We start from the raw sequence: 17,732 nt of genomic DNA on the forward strand, positions 1-17,732 counted from the left end.
ATGCAAACAGAAAAAGTAACACAACATATTATAAACTGGTTAAAAAACTACGCTTTAAACGCAAGAGTGAATGGCTTTGTTGTAGGAGTTTCTGGAGGGGTTGACTCTGCAGTCGTATCCACACTATGTGCTGAAACTGGCTTAGAAGTTTTATGTCTTGAAATGCCAATACACCAAGCAGCAAGCCATGTTAACAGAGCACAAGAGCATATATCGCAATTAAAGAAAAGATACAAGAATGTTCGAGATGCCAAAACAGATTTAACGCCTGTTTTTGAAGAATTTAAAACGGAAGTTTCCTTAGAAGGAGAACAAGCAATTGTTGATATGGCTCTAGCCAACACTAGAGCAAGATTGCGAATGACCACTTTATACTACTATGCAGGACTTCATAAATTATTGGTTGCCGGTACTGGAAATAAAGTAGAAGATTTTGGTGTTGGATTTTATACAAAATATGGCGATGGCGGAGTAGATTTAAGTCCGATAGCCGATTTAATGAAATCGGAAGTTTACAAAATTGGAGAGTACTTAAAAGTCCCAGGATCTATATTAAAAGCAGCACCTACAGATGGTTTATTTGGTGACGACAGAAGTGATGAAGACCAAATAGGTGCATCGTACCCAGAGTTAGAATGGGCAATGCAAGTTTATAATGAAGGAAAAACCGAAGAGGATTTTACAGGTAGAAAACAAGAGGTCTTTAAAATTTACAAACGCTACAACAGAGCTAACAAACACAAGATGATTCCTATACCTATTTGTGAAATTCCAAAAAATCTGAAATAGATTAGCTGTAATCAACTGAATTTCATTATCTTTACTTTACGACTAATAGCAAAACGTCTGTTGTTGCCCCAGCAGTTATAACAATCTTAAAAAAATTATAGTTATGATTAAACTGTTGGTAGTTGACCATCACCCGATTATTAGAAAAGGTCTAGAACTACTTTTTATTGCATCTCCTAACATAAAAGTTGTAGGAGCTTTAGACAATGGTGAAGCCATTTTTGACTTCCTAAACAAAAACAAGGTAGATATTATTATCGCTGAAATTGACTTGCCAAAACTTAATGGTTTAACTGCATTAAGAAGGCTAAAAAAAGAACACGCTGAAGTCAAGGTAATTATGTTTAGTGCACAGCCCGAAGAGATCTATGCTATTAACGCCATTAAAGCAGGAGCTTCTGGATATTTATCTAAAACAGCTAATATTGTTACTATAAACGAAGCAATTTTAAAAGTTCATAATGGTGGTATTTATCTAAGTAATGACCTTGCTCAGCGATTAGCTGTTGGTAGAAGGGTAAGCAGAACTGGGAATTTCTATAAGAAGCTTTCTACAAGAGAAATTGAAGTGTTGAAACTTATTTCTTCAGGAAGAAAAAACAAGGAAATCGCAATAGAATTAGATATTAACGAAAAAACAGTTAGTACTTATAAAGCACGTTTAATGAAGAAACTTAATGTGTCTAATATTGTTGATTTAATTAATAGAGCGAAGCTATTAGAACTATAAAACTCTGTTTAACTTTCTAGAAAGCAACATTTTTAAACTAGAATAATCTTTTACTTCTTCAAGTATATCTTTATTTACTTCCGATTTATTATTAAGAGTTTCCTGCATAAACTCGGTAACTTTTTGGTCTATTAAAAAGCAACGTAAGCTTAAAATAGTTTCACTTGCTAGTTGCGCAACGGTATGCTCTTTTTCCTTTGGAAATATATCCTTTCTGTGCCAATTAGATAAACTATAACGCTCATCATCCATTAAAATAGATGTGATTTCTGAAGCTACTTCAGGCTCTACGGTATTCACAAAATGTTCAATAGCAAAATCAGGATTTTGATTTAAGTTATCTATAATGGTATAGTACAAGTTTTTAAACTGCGGATTGGTGAATTGTATTTCGTCATCCTGTAAGTCTAAATATATCTTCTCAAACACTTTTGTTTGATGCTTCACAGGTTCTAAAACCAATTCATTTTGCTCGTTTTCTTTTAAAACCAAATCTTCAAAATCCTCTACTCTGTTTCCGTACAATAAAAGGATTTCAATAATTTTTCTTTCTAATAAATACTGAACATCAACTTTTTTAGCTTGTTGCTCTTGTTTTATTACTTGAAAAGCTGCTTTTTTCTCTTGAGGCTGTTGCTTTTTAGCATCTTGAAAATCTTTTTTATCAATCTGCGCTAAAGTTGTAAATAAAACTTGCTCGCTAATATCCATGATTCTAGAACACTCCTGAATATAGATTTCCTTTTTAATTCTATCTGGAATCTTTGCAATACTATTTACAATATCTCTAATGGTTTCCGCTTTTTTAATCGGATCATTTTTAGATTCCTCATATAAAACCGAAGCCTTAAACTGAATAAAATCTTGAGCGTTTTCGGTTAAATATGCCGTTAATTCTTCAAAAGTGTTTTGTTTAGCAAAACTATCTGGATCTTCACCTGCAGGGAACGTGCATATCTTCACATTCATTCCTTGTTCAAGAATCAAATCAATTCCTCGAAGCGAAGCCCTTAAACCAGCTGCATCTCCATCAAAAAGTACGGTGATGTTTTTGGTAAGTCTATTGATTAATCTTATTTGTTCAGGAGTTAAAGCTGTACCAGACGAAGAAACCACGTTATGCACACCAGTTTGATGAAACTGAATAACATCAGTATAACCTTCTACTAAGTAGCAATTATCTTCTTTTGCAATACTTTGCTTTGCCTGATAAATACCATAAAGCACTTTACTTTTATGGTAGATATCACTTTCTGGGGAATTTAGATATTTGGCTGCTTTTTTATCGTTGGTTAAAATACGTCCTCCAAAACCAAGCACACGCCCACTCATACTCTGAATAGGAAACATTACTCGACCTTTAAACCTGTCGAAACGTTTTTCTCCCTTTACAATGGTGAGTCCGGTTTTCTCTAAAAACTCCAGTTTATAAGCTTGTTTTAAAGCTTCATCTGTGAATGCTTGCCACTCATCTAAGGAATATCCTAGGGCAAACTTCTTAATAGTTTCGTCTGTAAAACCACGTTCTTTAAAATAGCTTAACCCAATACTTTTTCCTTTATCGGTATTATGAAGTATTTTCTGAAAATAAGAGCTTGCATATTCACTAACCAAGTACAAACTTTCACGTTCATTTGCTTGTTCTTTTTGTTCGTTAGTCTGCTCGGTTTCTTCAATTTCAATATTGTACTTTTTGGCTAAGTACTTGATAGCTTCTGGGTAGGTAAAATGTTCGTGTTCCATTAAAAAAGCAACAACATTCCCTCCTTTTCCGCTAGAGAAATCTTTCCAGATTTGTTTTACAGGGGAAACCATAAAACTTGGAGAGCGTTCGTCACTAAACGGACTCAATCCTTTAAAGCTACTACCTGATTTTTTTAATTGTACAAAATCGCCAATAACCTCCTCTACTCGAGCAGTTTCAAACACTTGGTCTATGGTGGATTTTGATATCAAATTATAAGATTTAGTGAATGTAAAATTACAATATTCATCGAATATTAAAAGTAATATAGCAATTGTTTTGAAAAGAAAAAGCCAATAAATTTTATGAATTATTGGCTTGTATATTTAGAAATCGAAACGAGGTTACTTCTTTCTGTCTATCACGTAATTTACCATGAGCTCGAGAGAATTTCTATAATCGCTTTCTGGATATTTCTGTAAAATATTTAAAGCATCTACTTGAAACTCTTTCATTTTAGTTACCGCATAATCCAATCCGCCATTAGCCTTTACAAAAGCAATAACTTCTTTTACTCGTTTTTGATCTTTATTATGGTTTTTAATAGAATTGATTAACCACTTTTTATCTTTTTTACTAGCATTATTTAAGACGTGAATTAAAGGCAAAGTCATTTTTTGCTCTTTAATATCAATTCCTGTTGGCTTACCGATTTGCTCTTTTCCGTAATCGAATAAATCATCTTTAATTTGAAAAGCCATACCAATAAGCTCTCCAAATTTTCTCATATTTTCTACATCTGAAGATTCTGGTTTTACAGAAGCTGCTCCAAGACAACAACAAGCTGCAATTAAGGTTGCTGTTTTTTGTCGGATGATTTCATAATAAACTTCTTCTGTAATATCTAGCTTCCTTGCTTTTTCAATTTGAAGCAATTCCCCTTCACTCATTTCACGAACTGCAATGGAAATAATTTTCAGTAAATCGAAATCATTATTGTCTATAGAAAGTAGTAATCCTTTTGAAAGTAAATAATCCCCAACCAGAACGGCGATTTTATTTTTCCAAAGTGCATTTATAGAAAAGAAACCACGGCGACGATTACTCTCATCTACTACATCATCATGTACTAAAGTTGCTGTATGAATAAGCTCAATAACCGAAGCTCCACGATAGGTACGCTCGCTTACTTCACCATTAGAAACCATTTTTGAAACTAAAAACACGAACATTGGTCGCATTTGTTTTCCTTTTCGGTTTACAATATAGTGGGTAATTCTGTTTAGTAAGGCAACCTTAGAAGACATGGAAAGTTGAAACTTTTGTTCAAAAAGCTCCATCTCATATGTAATAGGTTGTTTTATTTGTTCTACAATCTTCAAAAGAAAATAAGTATAGGATATGTGATAGCAAACGTACTAAAAAAGGGTGTGAAATGCTATTTTTCTTTTACAATTAGTATTCTTATTAAGGAATATTAACTTATTTCTTATTAGCTAATTGTCCGCAAGCAGCATCAATATCTTTTCCTCTAGAGCGTCTAACTGTAACTGTTATATTATTGGCTTCTAGTGTAGAAACATACATATCTATAGCTTCTGGGTTTGCTTGTTGAAACTCCCCATCATCAATAGGGTTGTATTCTATTAAGTTTACTTTACTTGGAGCAAACTTACAGAACTCTACTAGCGCATCTACATCCTCTATTTTGTCGTTAATACCTTGCCAAACTACATACTCGTAGGTAATGCGGTTTTTAGTTTTTTCATACCAATAGACTAAAGCTTCTCGCAGATCTGCTAAAGGAAATGTTTTATTGAATGGCATGATAGAAGAACGAACAGAATCTCTTGCTGAATGCAAAGAAACTGCTAGTTTAAATCTCACCTCATCATCTGCCATTTTTTTAATCATTTTTGGCACTCCAGAAGTAGAAACTACAATTCTTTTTGGAGACATACCTAAACCTTCTGGCGAAGTGATTTTATCAATTGCCTTTAGTACGTTATTGTAATTCATAAGTGGTTCTCCCATTCCCATGAAAACAATATTACTTAATGGCCTATTGTGGTATAATCTACTCTCATTGTCTATAGCAACTACTTGGTCATAAATTTCATCTGGGTTTAGGTTACGCATACGTTTTAAACGTGCTGTTGCACAAAACCTACAATCTAAACTACATCCTACCTGACTAGAAACACATGCTGTTGTTCTGGTTTTAGTTGGAATTAAAACAGATTCCACAATTAATCCGTCATGTAAACGCACCGCGTTTTTTATAGTACCATCATTACTTTTTTGCATGGTATCTACACGAATATGATTGATAACAAAGTTATCTTCTAGCATTTGCCTGGTTTCTTTGGATAGGTTTGTCATATCCTCAAAAGAGTGGGCAGATTTGCTCCACAACCACTCGTATACCTGGTTTCCACGGAAAGCTTTTTCTCCTTCTTTTACAAAGAATTCTCTAAGCTGTTCTTTGGTTAATGCTCTTATGTCTTTTTTTGTTGTTGCCATTATGATGCAAAAGTAATGAAAGGATTTTCTATGAGCGAATTAGATGAACTGATTTTTTCATTTTAAACTACTAGTTCGTTTTTACTGAAGCTGTTCTGCCTTAATCTAAACCTCATCGTTAGGTTCGCATTAGTGATTGAACGGTCTGTTTGAGCTCTTTTTATGTTGTTGCACATATGCAACATAAAAAAGCGAGTAGTGAAAGCACGACGCAACGTAGCCTAAGCGGAGTTGGGTAATGCCATAAAAAAAGCCTCTAAAAAAGAGGCTTCGTTTATTTTGTGATTTGCTTTGTTAGATGATTAACATCGCGTCACCGTAGCTATAGAAATTGTATTTTTCTTTGATAGCTTCATCGTATGCTTTTTTGATGAATTCATGTCCTGCAAAGGCCGAAGCCATCATTAAAAGTGTTGATTTTGGTGTATGGAAGTTGGTAATCATACAGTTTGCAATGCTGAAATCGTATGGAGGGAAGATGAATTTGTTTGTCCACCCTTCGAACTCATTTAGGGTTCCGTTTGTAGAAACCGAACTTTCAATGGCGCGCATTGCGGTTGTACCAACTGCACAAATACGTTTTTTATTTAGTTTTGCCGTGTTGATAATATTTGCTGCTGTTGCATCAATTTTAATTTCTTCACTATCCATTTTGTGCTTAGAAAGATCTTCTACCTCAACAGGGTTAAAAGTTCCTAAACCTACGTGGAGTGTTACTTCTGCAAAGTTTACTCCTTTAATTTCTAAACGCTTTAAAAGGTGTTTTGAGAAGTGTAAACCTGCTGTTGGTGCTGCTACAGCCCCTTCGTTTTTAGCAAAAATAGTTTGGTAACGAACTTCATCTTCTGGAGTTACCTCACGGTTTATATATTTAGGTAAAGGAGTTTCACCTAATTCATTAAGTTTTCTTCTGAATTCTTGGTAAGATCCATCGTAAAGAAAACGTAGAGTTCTTCCTCTAGAAGTAGTATTATCTATTACCTCTGCTACTAGGGTTTCGTCTTCACCAAAGTACAGTTTATTACCTATACGAATTTTACGTGCTGGATCTACTAACACATCCCAAAGACGTTGCTCTTCATTAAGTTCTCTTAATAAAAATACTTCGATACGTGCTCCGGTTTTTTCTTTATTACCGTATAAACGAGCTGGAAATACTTTTGTGTTGTTAAGTATTAATACATCATCTTCATCAAAATATTCAATTAGATCTTTAAACATTTTGTGTTCAATGGTTTGTTTTTCTCTGTTTAAAACCATTAAGCGAGATTCATCTCTGTTCTCTGCTGGGAACTCCGCTAATAACTCATCTGGTAAATCAAACTGGAAGTGAGACAACTTCATTTTAAAATTCTGCATGTAGTAATAATTAGATTATGTAATGTAGTTTACAAGATTGCAAATATACAATCTCAAAGTAGGCGTTGTCAAGTAAATAGCCAATTATCTTTTAAAAATTTTAAAGCCGATAGCATTTAAGTCGTCCCAAAATGTAGGGTAGGATTTTGAAACCACAGAAGCGTCTTGAATAATGATTGGTATTTTTAATGCTAAAGGCGCAAAAGCCATAGCCATCCTATGATCTTGGTAGGTTGCAATTTCTATATTTTCTTTTAAAGAAGCGCAAGTTTCTATGCTAAGGGAGCTATTTGTTATTTGAACCTTACCTCCTAATTTTTCTATTTCAGTTTTTAAAGCAACCAACCTGTCTGTTTCCTTGATTTTTAAAGTATGAAGACCGGTTAATTCACAAGCTAAACCTAATCCTAAACAAGTAACAGCAACAGTTTGTGCTATATCTGGCGAATTTTTTAAGTCTAAACTTATAGTGGATTGAGAGTTAGTTTCTGAAACTTTTTTAAGAAGTAATCCTTGCGGAAGAAAAATAGTTTCCACTCCAAATTTCTTATAAATTTCTACTAAGGAAGCATCTCCTTGCAGAGAGTTTTCTTTATAGTAAGCTAAGCTAATTTCTGTTCCAGCTTTACTCATCGCAATAATACTATAATAATAGGAAGCAGAAGACCAATCGGATTCTACCACAAAGGTTTTATCACGGATTGTAGCTTTTGGTTTTACCTTAATAGTATTACCTATAAAACTTGTTTCCACTCCAATTCCCTGAAGTAAAGTCAAGGTCATGTTTATATATGGAATCGAGGTTATTTCGCCTTCTAGTGTAAGTTTTAATCCGTTCTCCAGCTTTGGTGCAATTAGTAATAATGCCGAAATATATTGACTACTAACATTTGCTTGGAGGTTGACTTTATTTTTAAATATTTTCTTTCCTTTTATTTTTATTGGAGGAAAGCCTTCGTTTTTTAAATAAACTACTTCTACACCAAGTTGCTGAAGCGCATCCACCAAAATTGCAATGGGTCTTTCTTGCATTCTAGAAGAGCCTGTAAGTATAACTTCTCTATTTTGTTGAATAGAAAAATAAGCCGTTAGGAAACGCATAGCTGTTCCGGCATGGTGAACATCTATTTCATTGCAATCTACCTGCAAAGCTTCTTGCATGACTTTAGAATCATCTGAATTAGAAAGGTTTTCTATTTTCAGATTAGGATATAAAGCCTGCAACAACAGTAATCTGTTAGATTCACTTTTAGAACCCGTGATATCGATTTTTAGATTTCGATGTATAATTTCAGATTTATGTAGTTGCAGATTCATATTAAAAAAGATTCCTGCTTTCGCAGGAATTTTTAATTATTTTAATTTTTCGTTATTATGGTGACGGTCGTGATCGCGTTTGGTTTTTAAGTCTAACTTTTTATCGAAAGCCTCTTGTAAATCTACTCCCGTTTGGTTTGCAAGACATAAAACTACAAACATAACGTCTGCTAGCTCTTCCCCTAGGTCTTTATTTTTATCGCTTTCTTTTTCACTTTGTTCCCCATAACGTCTTGCTATAATTCGCGCTACCTCACCTACTTCTTCGGTAAGTTGCGCCATATTTGTAAGCTCGTTAAAATAACGAACGCCATGGTTTTTAATCCAATTATCGACTTCTAATTGTGCGTTTTTTATATTCATAATTATCCTTTTTTAAGCACTACCTTTTCAAGTTCTTTTTCTACTTTAAGCTGATAAAACTGTTTAAACTGCTCATAATCTGAAGCAAGAACTAAACTTTTGTTTAAGTCTAAAGATACAGTAAACTGTAGTATATTTCCTTTTTGATTAGATAAAAAAGTGTATTCTCCTTCTGTACCATTGAACTGGATTTTACTACTTTCTGGTAAAGTATCCACAACATATCCTTCAGGAAGTTGCATATTTATAATATACTTATCTGAAAATGGGTAAACAAAATCTATTGGATAGTTTCTGGTATCTTCTTTGAAAGGGTTTTCTTTAGATGCAAAAAACAACATCGGACTAAAATACACCTTGTCTCCTATTTCTTCTAAAGCACTTTCTAGGTGAAAGTCATAAGTTTGCAAAATAGGCTTAGACAAGTCTTTAACATTCTTGTTATCATATTCTAAAACTTCTAAGGCACCTCTGTTTTTTTCTAAGCTTGCCATCATTTCTTCCTTATTGAAGTTATGATATTTGTTTCTAAACCTAGCAGCTTGGTAATTTGTTAAATGGTTTCTAACTTTTCCTGTAGCAGACAAGTCTTCATTTAATTTTATACTTATAGAAACCATTTCTCGAGAAGACACTTTTGGTATTAGCTCTACCCATTCTGATGTACCGTTTTCTCTGATTAATCTTCCTAACCAGTTTAATGTTTTTGATGGAAGAATATTTGCTGTTGTATAATGCTCTGAAGCATCTAAATAAACAACACCTCCGTTTAACTCTGCTGCACAAATAACATAATTAAAACCTGAGCGAGTTGGAAGTAAAGGTATCCCGTTACTTTTAGTACTTACTAGGATAGGATTTGCTTCAATTCCTGCATAACGCAACATAGAAACTAGCATTAAGTTGATATCTGCAATATTACCAACTCCTTCTCTATAGGCTTTTGCAACACCTAAATCGGTTGTATAGCCATGCAAATCATTCCATTTAACTTTAGCTTTTACAAAGTCGAAAATTAATGCAGTCTTTTCTTCTGGGCTACTAACCGAAGCTATTAAAGCATCTATATCTTTTTTAAAGTATCCTGTTTTATTTAATTCGCCTCCAAAGTCGGAATTATCATAAATTGTTTTAGTTACTTTATCCCAAGAAGTTGCAAGGTTCTTTATAGGTTCTCCTGGATACTGAATAGATTGTAATTCTAAAATTAATTTAGATTGATAGTTTCCTAAGTTATCTACATATTCTTCTCCTTTTAATGCTGGAATATTATCTAAACTTGCTGAAACAACATTATCTACATAATCGATAGTAGATTTATTAGTTGTTGATGCTGTTACAACTCTATTTGAAATATTTCTTTCTTTTGAAGATATAGTAAAACTATTGGTAGCTTTTGTATTAGTAAATTTAGGAATATAACTAGCTCTTGGGTTTAACAGCGTTTGGTACAGGTAATATTCTGGTGTTTTTAATTCGAAATCTAGTTTTTTTATTGGAATTGATTGCTGAAATGGAATATCATCAATACCTGTAAAAGGAGATACTATGGTATATCTGTACTCAATTACAGAACCTTCTTTAACAATAGGCATGGTGAATTTTGTAGTTTCCCAGTATTTATTTGTAGCTTCTTCAAAAATACCATTACTTCTAAGCTTATCTTCTTCTATTTTTTTGCCGTTTAAGTTATAGGTTACAGCTTTTAAGCCTATTAGTTTTTCTTTAGAATCATTAGAACTACCTACATACAGTCTAACAAATTTTGTTGCTTGATCAAATCCGTCTTTATTATAAATTTTAATTCGTTCATGGATTTCATTTTTTTGCATAAACCCTTTTCCTTGTTGGAAATCGAAATAAATTTTTTGACTTCTGTACAATACCGTTGCGTTTGCTTCGGGGTTAGTTGGGTTGGCTTTTTCTGTCAGCTCTTCTTTACTTACCTTACCAAATTTATAGTCCTGAGCAAATGCTACCTGACTAACTATTAAGGCTACAATAAATACTATTTTTTTCATATGATTAGGGTTTGGTTTTTAATACTATTTTTGATTTATCTTGCTTTACTACGCTTAACCAAAACGATCTAAATTCTTTATACTCGTCTTTAGTATAAGCACCTTTATTTAATACAAACTTACGATGGTATAGTAGTTTGTTATTTTCAATAGAAACACTCGCAATATATTCCCCGAATTTGTTTTTTATTGAAACCGGATTCATTGTAGCTTCTACCTCTAATGTTTCAGGAATTTCGATAATATATTCATCTATATCTGTAAATCCTCTTTCTACTTCAAAAGGTAAATTTCTGTCTTTATAACGCTTTGGTGCGGTTTCAATTCTATTAAACATATTAGGCTGCAACAATAGTCTATCTCCTGTTTTCACAGCATATCTAGCAGCTTTAAGTTCCACTTCTTCGATAAATACTATACTATCTTTATTATTTGTAAAGTCTAAAGAGTTTATTTCTAAGTTATTTATATAATTCCAATAGTCTTTATAGTATAGTTGTTGGTTTTTTTCTGTTTCGTTTTGCACCCCTTCATGACTTCCGTATTGTGTTCCATAAGAATTCATAACTACTTGGGCTTCTAAACTTCCTTCAGCATCTAATTTAATAGTTGCTTTTGTGTCTAATAAGTTTTCTTCTGTTTTATAAGATTTTGTTCGTACTATTTCACCTCCTTCTGGCTTGATTAATAATACATCCCTATCATCTGTAAAGTTTGCTGTATAACCAAACGGCACTGTTTGACTAGTACATTCTAGAAATATATAATCGGATTTATTAGGGACTGTTAGAATGACATGGTTTCCTTGTAAAGAAGAAAAGGAATCGTCTATATTTCTTAGGTTAGAATCTCCATAAACCACCGTATAATAGGATGGCACTCCCACCTCTTGCAGTAATGCCATGGTGTAATTGGTAAGTCCTTTGCAATCTCCGTAACCTAGTCTATCTACATCACTAGCTAGCATTGGTTTCCATCCTCCAATTCCAACCTGAATACTAATATATCTGGTTTTATCTTGCATATAATTATATACAATCTTCGCCTTTTCTATATCTGTTTCTGCATTTGCAGTTAAGGCTTTAATTTCATCTTTAACTGCTTGTGGCAATTCTTGGGTTCCAGCTATAAGCTTATCGTTCATCCATTTTCCAAAATCTTGCCAGTTAGAATTTACTCCTTTTACACCTTTCATACTAAACTCCTTTAGAGTTGCTTTAACAGAAGGGACTATTTTAGCAAAGGACGGACTGTATTGTTCTGGTTTAATTGCTTTTAAGTTCTTGGCTTGGAAGCTATATTCGGAAAGAACATCTATGTTGTAGTTTTCTAAGTTTTCGGTTTTTAAACTTATTTCTACATTAGAATCATTAATAATAGTATAGGTACTATTTTCAACACTTGTGTAATACCCGTCTAAAGGATACCAACTTGGAAGGTTTACAGTGAAAGAAGTTTCGTATTCCTCGATATATTCAATTGTGTATGGATAATTTGTTGGTGTATAATCTAGATATTTAATTCTAGAATCGGAATACAGTGAAAATCCGTCTACAGCATTGGCATCTGAAAACTTGTTTTTTCTTATTTTTTTTATTTCTTTCCCATAAGCATTGTAAACAATAGCTTCTAGTTTTTTTATATTTACATTCTCATCGTAATGTAAATAAGCATTAACTTTAGAGTTTCCACTAGAATTTAGGATTGTTACAACGCGCCTTTGTTTAACAAGGATTTTATCATATTTTAAAACTTCAATACTTAAATCATTTTGCCTAACAATGGCATTTGCATTCTCTCTTAAACTAGAGTCAATAATTAAGGATTGTAACGAAAATTCTTGTGCTGTAGATGAGAAAACAAGCAACAGAAAGAAAAAATTTAATGTTGATTTAATAGCTGTAAATTTTATGGAGTTAAAAACAAAAATATTAATTTAAAGTTTTCACACAAATTTGACAACTATTTATTTGTTTTCTGTATCAATAATTATGGTTACTGGACCATCATTTAATAGTTCCACTTTCATATCTGCACCAAATTCACCTGTTTGCACTTTTTTTCCTAAATCTTTTTCAATCTGTGCAACGAAGGATTCGTATAAAGGAATAGCAATATCTGGTTTGGCAGCCTTAATATAACTTGGTCTATTTCCTTTTTTGGTATTTGCGTGTAAAGTGAATTGAGATACCACAATTGCATCGCCACTACTAGCCATTAGTGAATTATTCATAACACCATCGGCATCATTAAAAATTCGAAGATTCACAATTTTGTTGGATAACCACTTTATATCTACTTGGGTGTCTTCTGCCACAATGCCCAAAAGAATTAAAAGTCCTTGTTGTATTGAAGCAACTTTTTCTCCTTCAATAGTAACACTTGCATGGGCAACTCTTTGAATTACTGCTTTCATTTAAGTAAGAACACTAAAGTATTTTAATTATAATTATCGGTTCTGTAGTGCTCGTCTTCCCCTTCGATAATGCTTACATAGCTACGGTAACGTGAATAAGCTATTTCATCTTTATCAACAGCATCTTTAATAGCACATTTTGGCTCTTCAATATGCAAACAATTATTGAATTTACAATTCTGCTTTATTGCGAAGAACTCTGGAAAATAATCACTTATTTCTTCCTTTTCCATATCTACAACACCAAAACCTTTTATACCTGGAGTATCAATAATTTTAGCGTCAAAACTTAAATCGAACATCTCTGCAAAAGTAGTTGTATGTTGCCCTTGGCTGTGTTGTACAGAAATTTCTTTGGTTTTAAGGTCTAATCCTGGTTCTATAGCGTTTACTAAAGTGGACTTACCTACTCCCGAGTGACCAGCAAACATACTTACTTTTCCATGCATCATAGCTTTTACCTTATCTACATTTTTGCCGGTTTCGGCCGAAATACCAATACATTCGTAGCCAATAGACCTATAAACATGCGCTAAGTATCTAACCTCATCTAGAGTTTCTTTACTATAAGCATCTATCTTATTAAAAAGCAAAACTGTTTTTATTGAATATGCTTCGGTGGTAACTAAAAAGCGATCAATAAAGGAAGTGAATGTAGGAGGATTATCTATTGTAACTAATAAAAATACCTGATCAATATTGGCAGCAATAACATGGGTTTGCTTAGAAAGATTTACAGACTTTCTTACAATATAATTTTTTCTATCGTGAATGGAATGAATAACACCTGTTTCTTCATCGTTTTTTGTTTCTAATTCAAACTCAACAACATCTCCAACTGCTATGGGGTTGGTACTTCTAATACCTTGCAATCTAAACTTTCCTTTTATTCTGCACAGGTAGGTTGCACCCAAATCTGTTTTTACAGTGTACCAACTTCCGGTAGATTTATAAACTAGTCCTATCATTCTTACAAAGATGCTATTATTAAATTAAAAAGTAAATATACAAACTAAGACTTTAAAATTTTTCCTTGATGATTTATAGATTCTTGATGAATGGCTTTAAACATACTTAAAATAAACTCTTCACTTAATCCTTTTGACTTCCCTTCTACTATCATTTTTTCAAGAATTTCTTTCCATCGTTTTCGCTGCAATACAGCAACATTTTTCTGTTTTTTAAGCACCCCAATATCATCTGCTACTTTCATTCTTTTTGCTAACAAATCAATAATTTGATTATCAACCAGGTCAATCTGTGATCTTAATTTATTCAATTCATTATTGTAGGCTGCTTCTGGATGCGATTCTTTTCTTATTTGTAAATCCTTCATTATTTGCACTAAAGTAGCTGGTGTTACTTGTTGTGCTGCATCACTCCATGCATTGTCTGGATAGGTATGTGTTTCAATCATTAGTCCGTCAAAATTAAGATCTAATGCTGTTTGCGACACATCGAAAATCATATCTCGTCTTCCCGTGATATGCGAAGGGTCGTTTATTAAAGGTAGATCTGGAAACCTATTTTGAAACTCTATAGCCAATTGCCATTCTGGGATATTTCTATATTTAGATTTTTCGTAAGTAGAAAAACCTCTGTGAATTGCCCCTAGGTTTTTAACTCCGGCTTCGTACAACCTTTCAATTCCTCCTAACCACAAAGCCAAATCTGGGTTCACAGGATTTTTAACTAGTACTATTTTATCTGTACCACATAAAGCGTCTGCAATTTCTTGCATTATAAACGGACTTACGGTAGAACGCGCACCAATCCAAAGTAAATCTATATCATGCTCTAAAGCTAATTTTACATGGTATGCATTTGCAACTTCTGTACAGGTTTTCATGCCTGTTTCTGCCTTCACTTTTTGCAACCATTTTAAACCTAAAGCCCCTACTCCTTCAAAATTTCCTGGTCTTGTTCTTGGCTTCCAAATTCCTGCTCTAAAATAATTCACATCGGTATCTTTTAACTGATGTGCAATTTTTAAAACTTGTTCTTCGGTTTCTGCACTACACGGCCCAGCAATAACTAGCGGATGATCTAGCTTCATATCATCTAACCATGTTCGTAACTCTTTTTTATTTTCCATAAATTTTAAAATTCCAAATATAAAACTCTAAGTTTGAAATACTTTGTTTTGAATATTGAATTACAATTTGTGATTATCACATTCCTCTTTAAGTTATGATTTTATTCTTTCTAGAGCTCCCATTAAATCTTCGGTGGAAGCACATATAGAAAAACGAACATACCCTTCTCCAAGAGGACCAAAAACTGTTCCCGGAGCAACAAAAATGTTTTTTTCTTTTAATAGTTTTTCTATAAAATCTTCTGATTTAATCTGGTTTGGGAGTTTTGCCCAAACAAATAATCCAGAGCTATTTTTATCATAAGTACAATTTAAAGCATCTGCTATTTTCCAAAGAACTTCTCTTCTTTGCTTGTACTCGTTATTTAAGCTATTATACCATTTTTTAGAAGACTTTAAAGCTTCAATAGCTCCTTTTTGAATGCCATAAAACATACCAGAATCCATATTGCTTTTCACTTTTAAAATAGTATTAATATGTGAAGCTCTTCCTAAAACCATTCCAACTCGCCAACCAGACATATTAAAAGTTTTACTTAAAGAGTTTAGCTCTAAACAAACATCTTTTGCATTTCTAACACTTAAAATACTTTTAGGTGCATCATTTAAAATAAAACTATACGGATTATCATTTACTATTAAAATATCATGTTCTGTAGCAAAGTCTACAACTTCTTCAAAAAACTTTTCACTTACCTTTGCCCCTGTTGGCATATGCGGATAGTTCATCCACATGATTTTCACCTTACTTAGGTCTAATTTCTTTATTTCATTTAGATCTGGAAGCCATTTACGACTTTCATCTAAATTATAATATATTGGATTTGCTCCAAGCAACTTCGTTACCGAAACATAGGTTGGATAGCCCGGATTCGGGATAAGTACTTCATCTCCGGCATTTAGAAAAGCCATAGAAATATGCATAATTCCTTCCTTGCTTCCCATTAATGGTAAAACCTCTGATGCGGGATTTAATGTAACTAAAAAATTTTCTTTATAGAAAGCTGTAATCGCTTCGCGAAGCTCTAATAAACCTTGATAGCTTTGATACTTATGAGCGTTTTCATCTTGTAAGCTTTCGGTCATTGCTTTTATAACGCTTTCTGACGGAGGCAAATCCGGACTTCCTATCCCTAAATTAATAACCGGCTTTCCTGCTGCTTTAAGCACATTTACTTCACGTAGCTTTTTAGAAAAGTAGTATTCTTCAACATGCTTCAACCTATCTGCTACCTCCATCATTAATTTGTGTTTTTAAAATCGTCATTATATACAAAGGTAAAACCTACAAATTTAGTCCTACATGGTTTTAAGATAATTTTAGTTCTAAAACATTAACTTTTAACAAGCATTGCTTTATTTACAATATTTTTAATCTTAGAATAACTTAAAGCCATTTACAGCTAAAGAACAGAATTAGAAAACAACATCTATCCTTCATTTTTTAGCTATATACATGTAATATTTACTTATTTTTACGCAAAATACTTTTTAATATGTCTATTGAAGTAAAAAACATCTCTAAAATATACGGAAACCAAAAAGCGCTTAACCAAGTATCTTTTAAGGTAAACAAACCTGAAATTGTTGGTTTTCTAGGTCCGAATGGTGCAGGAAAATCTACTATGATGAAGATTTTAACCACTTATTTAGATGCAAGCGAAGGAGATGCAACTGTTAATGGTTTTGATGTTAAAAAGGAAACTAAAAAAGTACAGCAAAGTGTTGGGTACTTACCAGAACACAATCCGTTGTATTTAGAACAATATGTAAGAGAGTATCTTGGATTTAACGCGCAAGTATACGGAGTTTCTAAAAGCCGAATTGATGAAGTCATCCAACTTACAGGCTTAAGTCCGGAAGCTCATAAAAAAATCGGTCAACTATCTAAAGGATATAGGCAACGTGTAGGTTTAGCAAACGCTCTTTTACACAATCCGGATGTTTTGATATTAGACGAACCTACAACCGGTTTAGACCCAAATCAATTGGTGGATATTAGAAATTTGATTAGAAATATCGGACAAGAAAAGACAGTTTTTCTTTCTACACATATTATGCAAGAAGTAGAAGCTATGTGTGATCGCGTTATAATTATAAATAAGGGAGAAATTGTAGCAAACAAAACCCTGAAGGATTTACGTGACGAAAAGGAACAAGTTGTTATTGTAGAATTTGACTACCGTGTGGAAGATGCTTTTTTACTAAAACTTCCGAAAGTAAAAAGCGTAAAAAACACCCATGATTTTATTTACGAAATCACCTTTGAAACTTCTGAAGATATGCGTTCTCACGTATTCGATTTTGCTCATGACAACCAATTAAAAATATTACAACTAAATCAGAAAAACGCTAGTTTAGAGAGTTTATTTAGGGAGTTGACGAGTTAACTTTTACAAAGCTTCATCAAAGTAAATATCTAATTTCGAAAGAAT

The 17,732-nt window shown here is 33.0% G+C and carries 15 protein-coding genes; 3 read left to right on the plus strand and 12 right to left on the minus strand.

From position 1 onward, the window contains the following. Together nadE and DU428_RS00790 are read left to right on the plus strand one after the other, a co-directional pair. On the plus strand, positions 1-789 hold the full coding sequence (nadE, locus tag DU428_RS00785; protein ID WP_072348564.1) for an NAD(+) synthase: 789 nt from the start codon (positions 1-3) through the stop codon (positions 787-789). A gap of 103 nt (positions 790-892) precedes the next feature. Next, positions 893-1,519 carry a response regulator gene (locus tag DU428_RS00790; protein WP_113965576.1) on the plus strand — a complete coding sequence of 209 codons (627 nt, stop codon included), beginning with the start codon at positions 893-895 and terminating at the stop codon, positions 1,517-1,519. Here the strand turns inward: DU428_RS00790 and dnaG are convergent. From dnaG to DU428_RS00850, 12 genes are all read right to left on the minus strand, one after another. Beyond that, positions 1,514-3,475, minus strand: a complete 1,962-nt coding sequence (dnaG, locus tag DU428_RS00795; protein WP_072348560.1) for a DNA primase — start codon at positions 3,473-3,475, stop codon at positions 1,514-1,516. The genes DU428_RS00790 and dnaG overlap by 6 nt on opposite strands. Before the next feature lie 132 nt (positions 3,476-3,607). Then, positions 3,608-4,585, minus strand: a complete 978-nt coding sequence (locus DU428_RS00800; protein ID WP_113965577.1) for a polyprenyl synthetase family protein — start codon at positions 4,583-4,585, stop codon at positions 3,608-3,610. Between the two features lie 100 nt (positions 4,586-4,685). Then, positions 4,686-5,726 carry a 23S rRNA (adenine(2503)-C(2))-methyltransferase RlmN gene (gene rlmN, locus DU428_RS00805; protein WP_113965578.1) on the minus strand — a complete coding sequence of 347 codons (1,041 nt, stop codon included), beginning with the start codon at positions 5,724-5,726 and terminating at the stop codon, positions 4,686-4,688. A gap of 294 nt (positions 5,727-6,020) precedes the next feature. Next, positions 6,021-7,070: a tRNA preQ1(34) S-adenosylmethionine ribosyltransferase-isomerase QueA gene (gene queA, locus DU428_RS00810; RefSeq protein ID WP_113965886.1), complete on the minus strand. Its 1,050-nt coding sequence runs from the start codon at positions 7,068-7,070 to the stop codon at positions 6,021-6,023. Between the two features lie 99 nt (positions 7,071-7,169). Then, positions 7,170-8,402 (minus strand): 3-phosphoshikimate 1-carboxyvinyltransferase, encoded by a 1,233-nt coding sequence (locus tag DU428_RS00815; protein WP_113965579.1) that lies wholly within the window; start codon positions 8,400-8,402, stop codon positions 7,170-7,172. Positions 8,403-8,438: 36 nt separating this feature from the next. After that, the gene (locus tag DU428_RS00820) at positions 8,439-8,765 is read right to left on the minus strand and encodes a nucleotide pyrophosphohydrolase (protein ID WP_072348550.1); all 327 of its coding nucleotides are present in this window, start codon (positions 8,763-8,765) and stop codon (positions 8,439-8,441) included. A 2-nt stretch (positions 8,766-8,767) separates the two neighbouring features. Then, entirely contained in the window at positions 8,768-10,786 is a 2,019-nt protein-coding gene (locus DU428_RS00825; RefSeq protein ID WP_113965580.1) for a DUF3857 domain-containing protein, read from the minus strand. A gap of 4 nt (positions 10,787-10,790) precedes the next feature. Further along, positions 10,791-12,653 carry a DUF3857 domain-containing protein gene (locus DU428_RS00830; protein ID WP_243633431.1) on the minus strand — a complete coding sequence of 621 codons (1,863 nt, stop codon included), beginning with the start codon at positions 12,651-12,653 and terminating at the stop codon, positions 10,791-10,793. A gap of 99 nt (positions 12,654-12,752) precedes the next feature. Continuing rightward, on the minus strand, positions 12,753-13,202 hold the full coding sequence (gene dtd, locus DU428_RS00835; protein ID WP_072348545.1) for a D-aminoacyl-tRNA deacylase: 450 nt from the start codon (positions 13,200-13,202) through the stop codon (positions 12,753-12,755). 23 nt (positions 13,203-13,225) lie between these two features. Then, the gene (rsgA, locus tag DU428_RS00840) at positions 13,226-14,170 is read right to left on the minus strand and encodes a ribosome small subunit-dependent GTPase A (RefSeq protein ID WP_072348543.1); all 945 of its coding nucleotides are present in this window, start codon (positions 14,168-14,170) and stop codon (positions 13,226-13,228) included. A 44-nt stretch (positions 14,171-14,214) separates the two neighbouring features. Then, positions 14,215-15,297 carry a bifunctional 3-deoxy-7-phosphoheptulonate synthase/chorismate mutase type II gene (locus tag DU428_RS00845; protein ID WP_072348540.1) on the minus strand — a complete coding sequence of 361 codons (1,083 nt, stop codon included), beginning with the start codon at positions 15,295-15,297 and terminating at the stop codon, positions 14,215-14,217. 93 nt (positions 15,298-15,390) lie between these two features. Continuing rightward, on the minus strand, positions 15,391-16,539 hold the full coding sequence (locus tag DU428_RS00850) for a pyridoxal phosphate-dependent aminotransferase (RefSeq protein WP_113965581.1): 1,149 nt from the start codon (positions 16,537-16,539) through the stop codon (positions 15,391-15,393). 254 nt (positions 16,540-16,793) lie between these two features. On the opposite strand from DU428_RS00850, the gene gldA reads away from it, so the two are divergent. After that, positions 16,794-17,687: a gliding motility-associated ABC transporter ATP-binding subunit GldA gene (gene gldA / locus DU428_RS00855; protein ID WP_072348536.1), complete on the plus strand. Its 894-nt coding sequence runs from the start codon at positions 16,794-16,796 to the stop codon at positions 17,685-17,687. Positions 17,688-17,732: the final 45 nt, after the last annotated feature.

Origin of the sequence: Oceanihabitans sediminis (genome assembly GCF_003337215.1) — a bacterium.
In the GTDB taxonomy this organism is placed as follows: domain Bacteria; phylum Bacteroidota; class Bacteroidia; order Flavobacteriales; family Flavobacteriaceae; genus Oceanihabitans; species Oceanihabitans sediminis.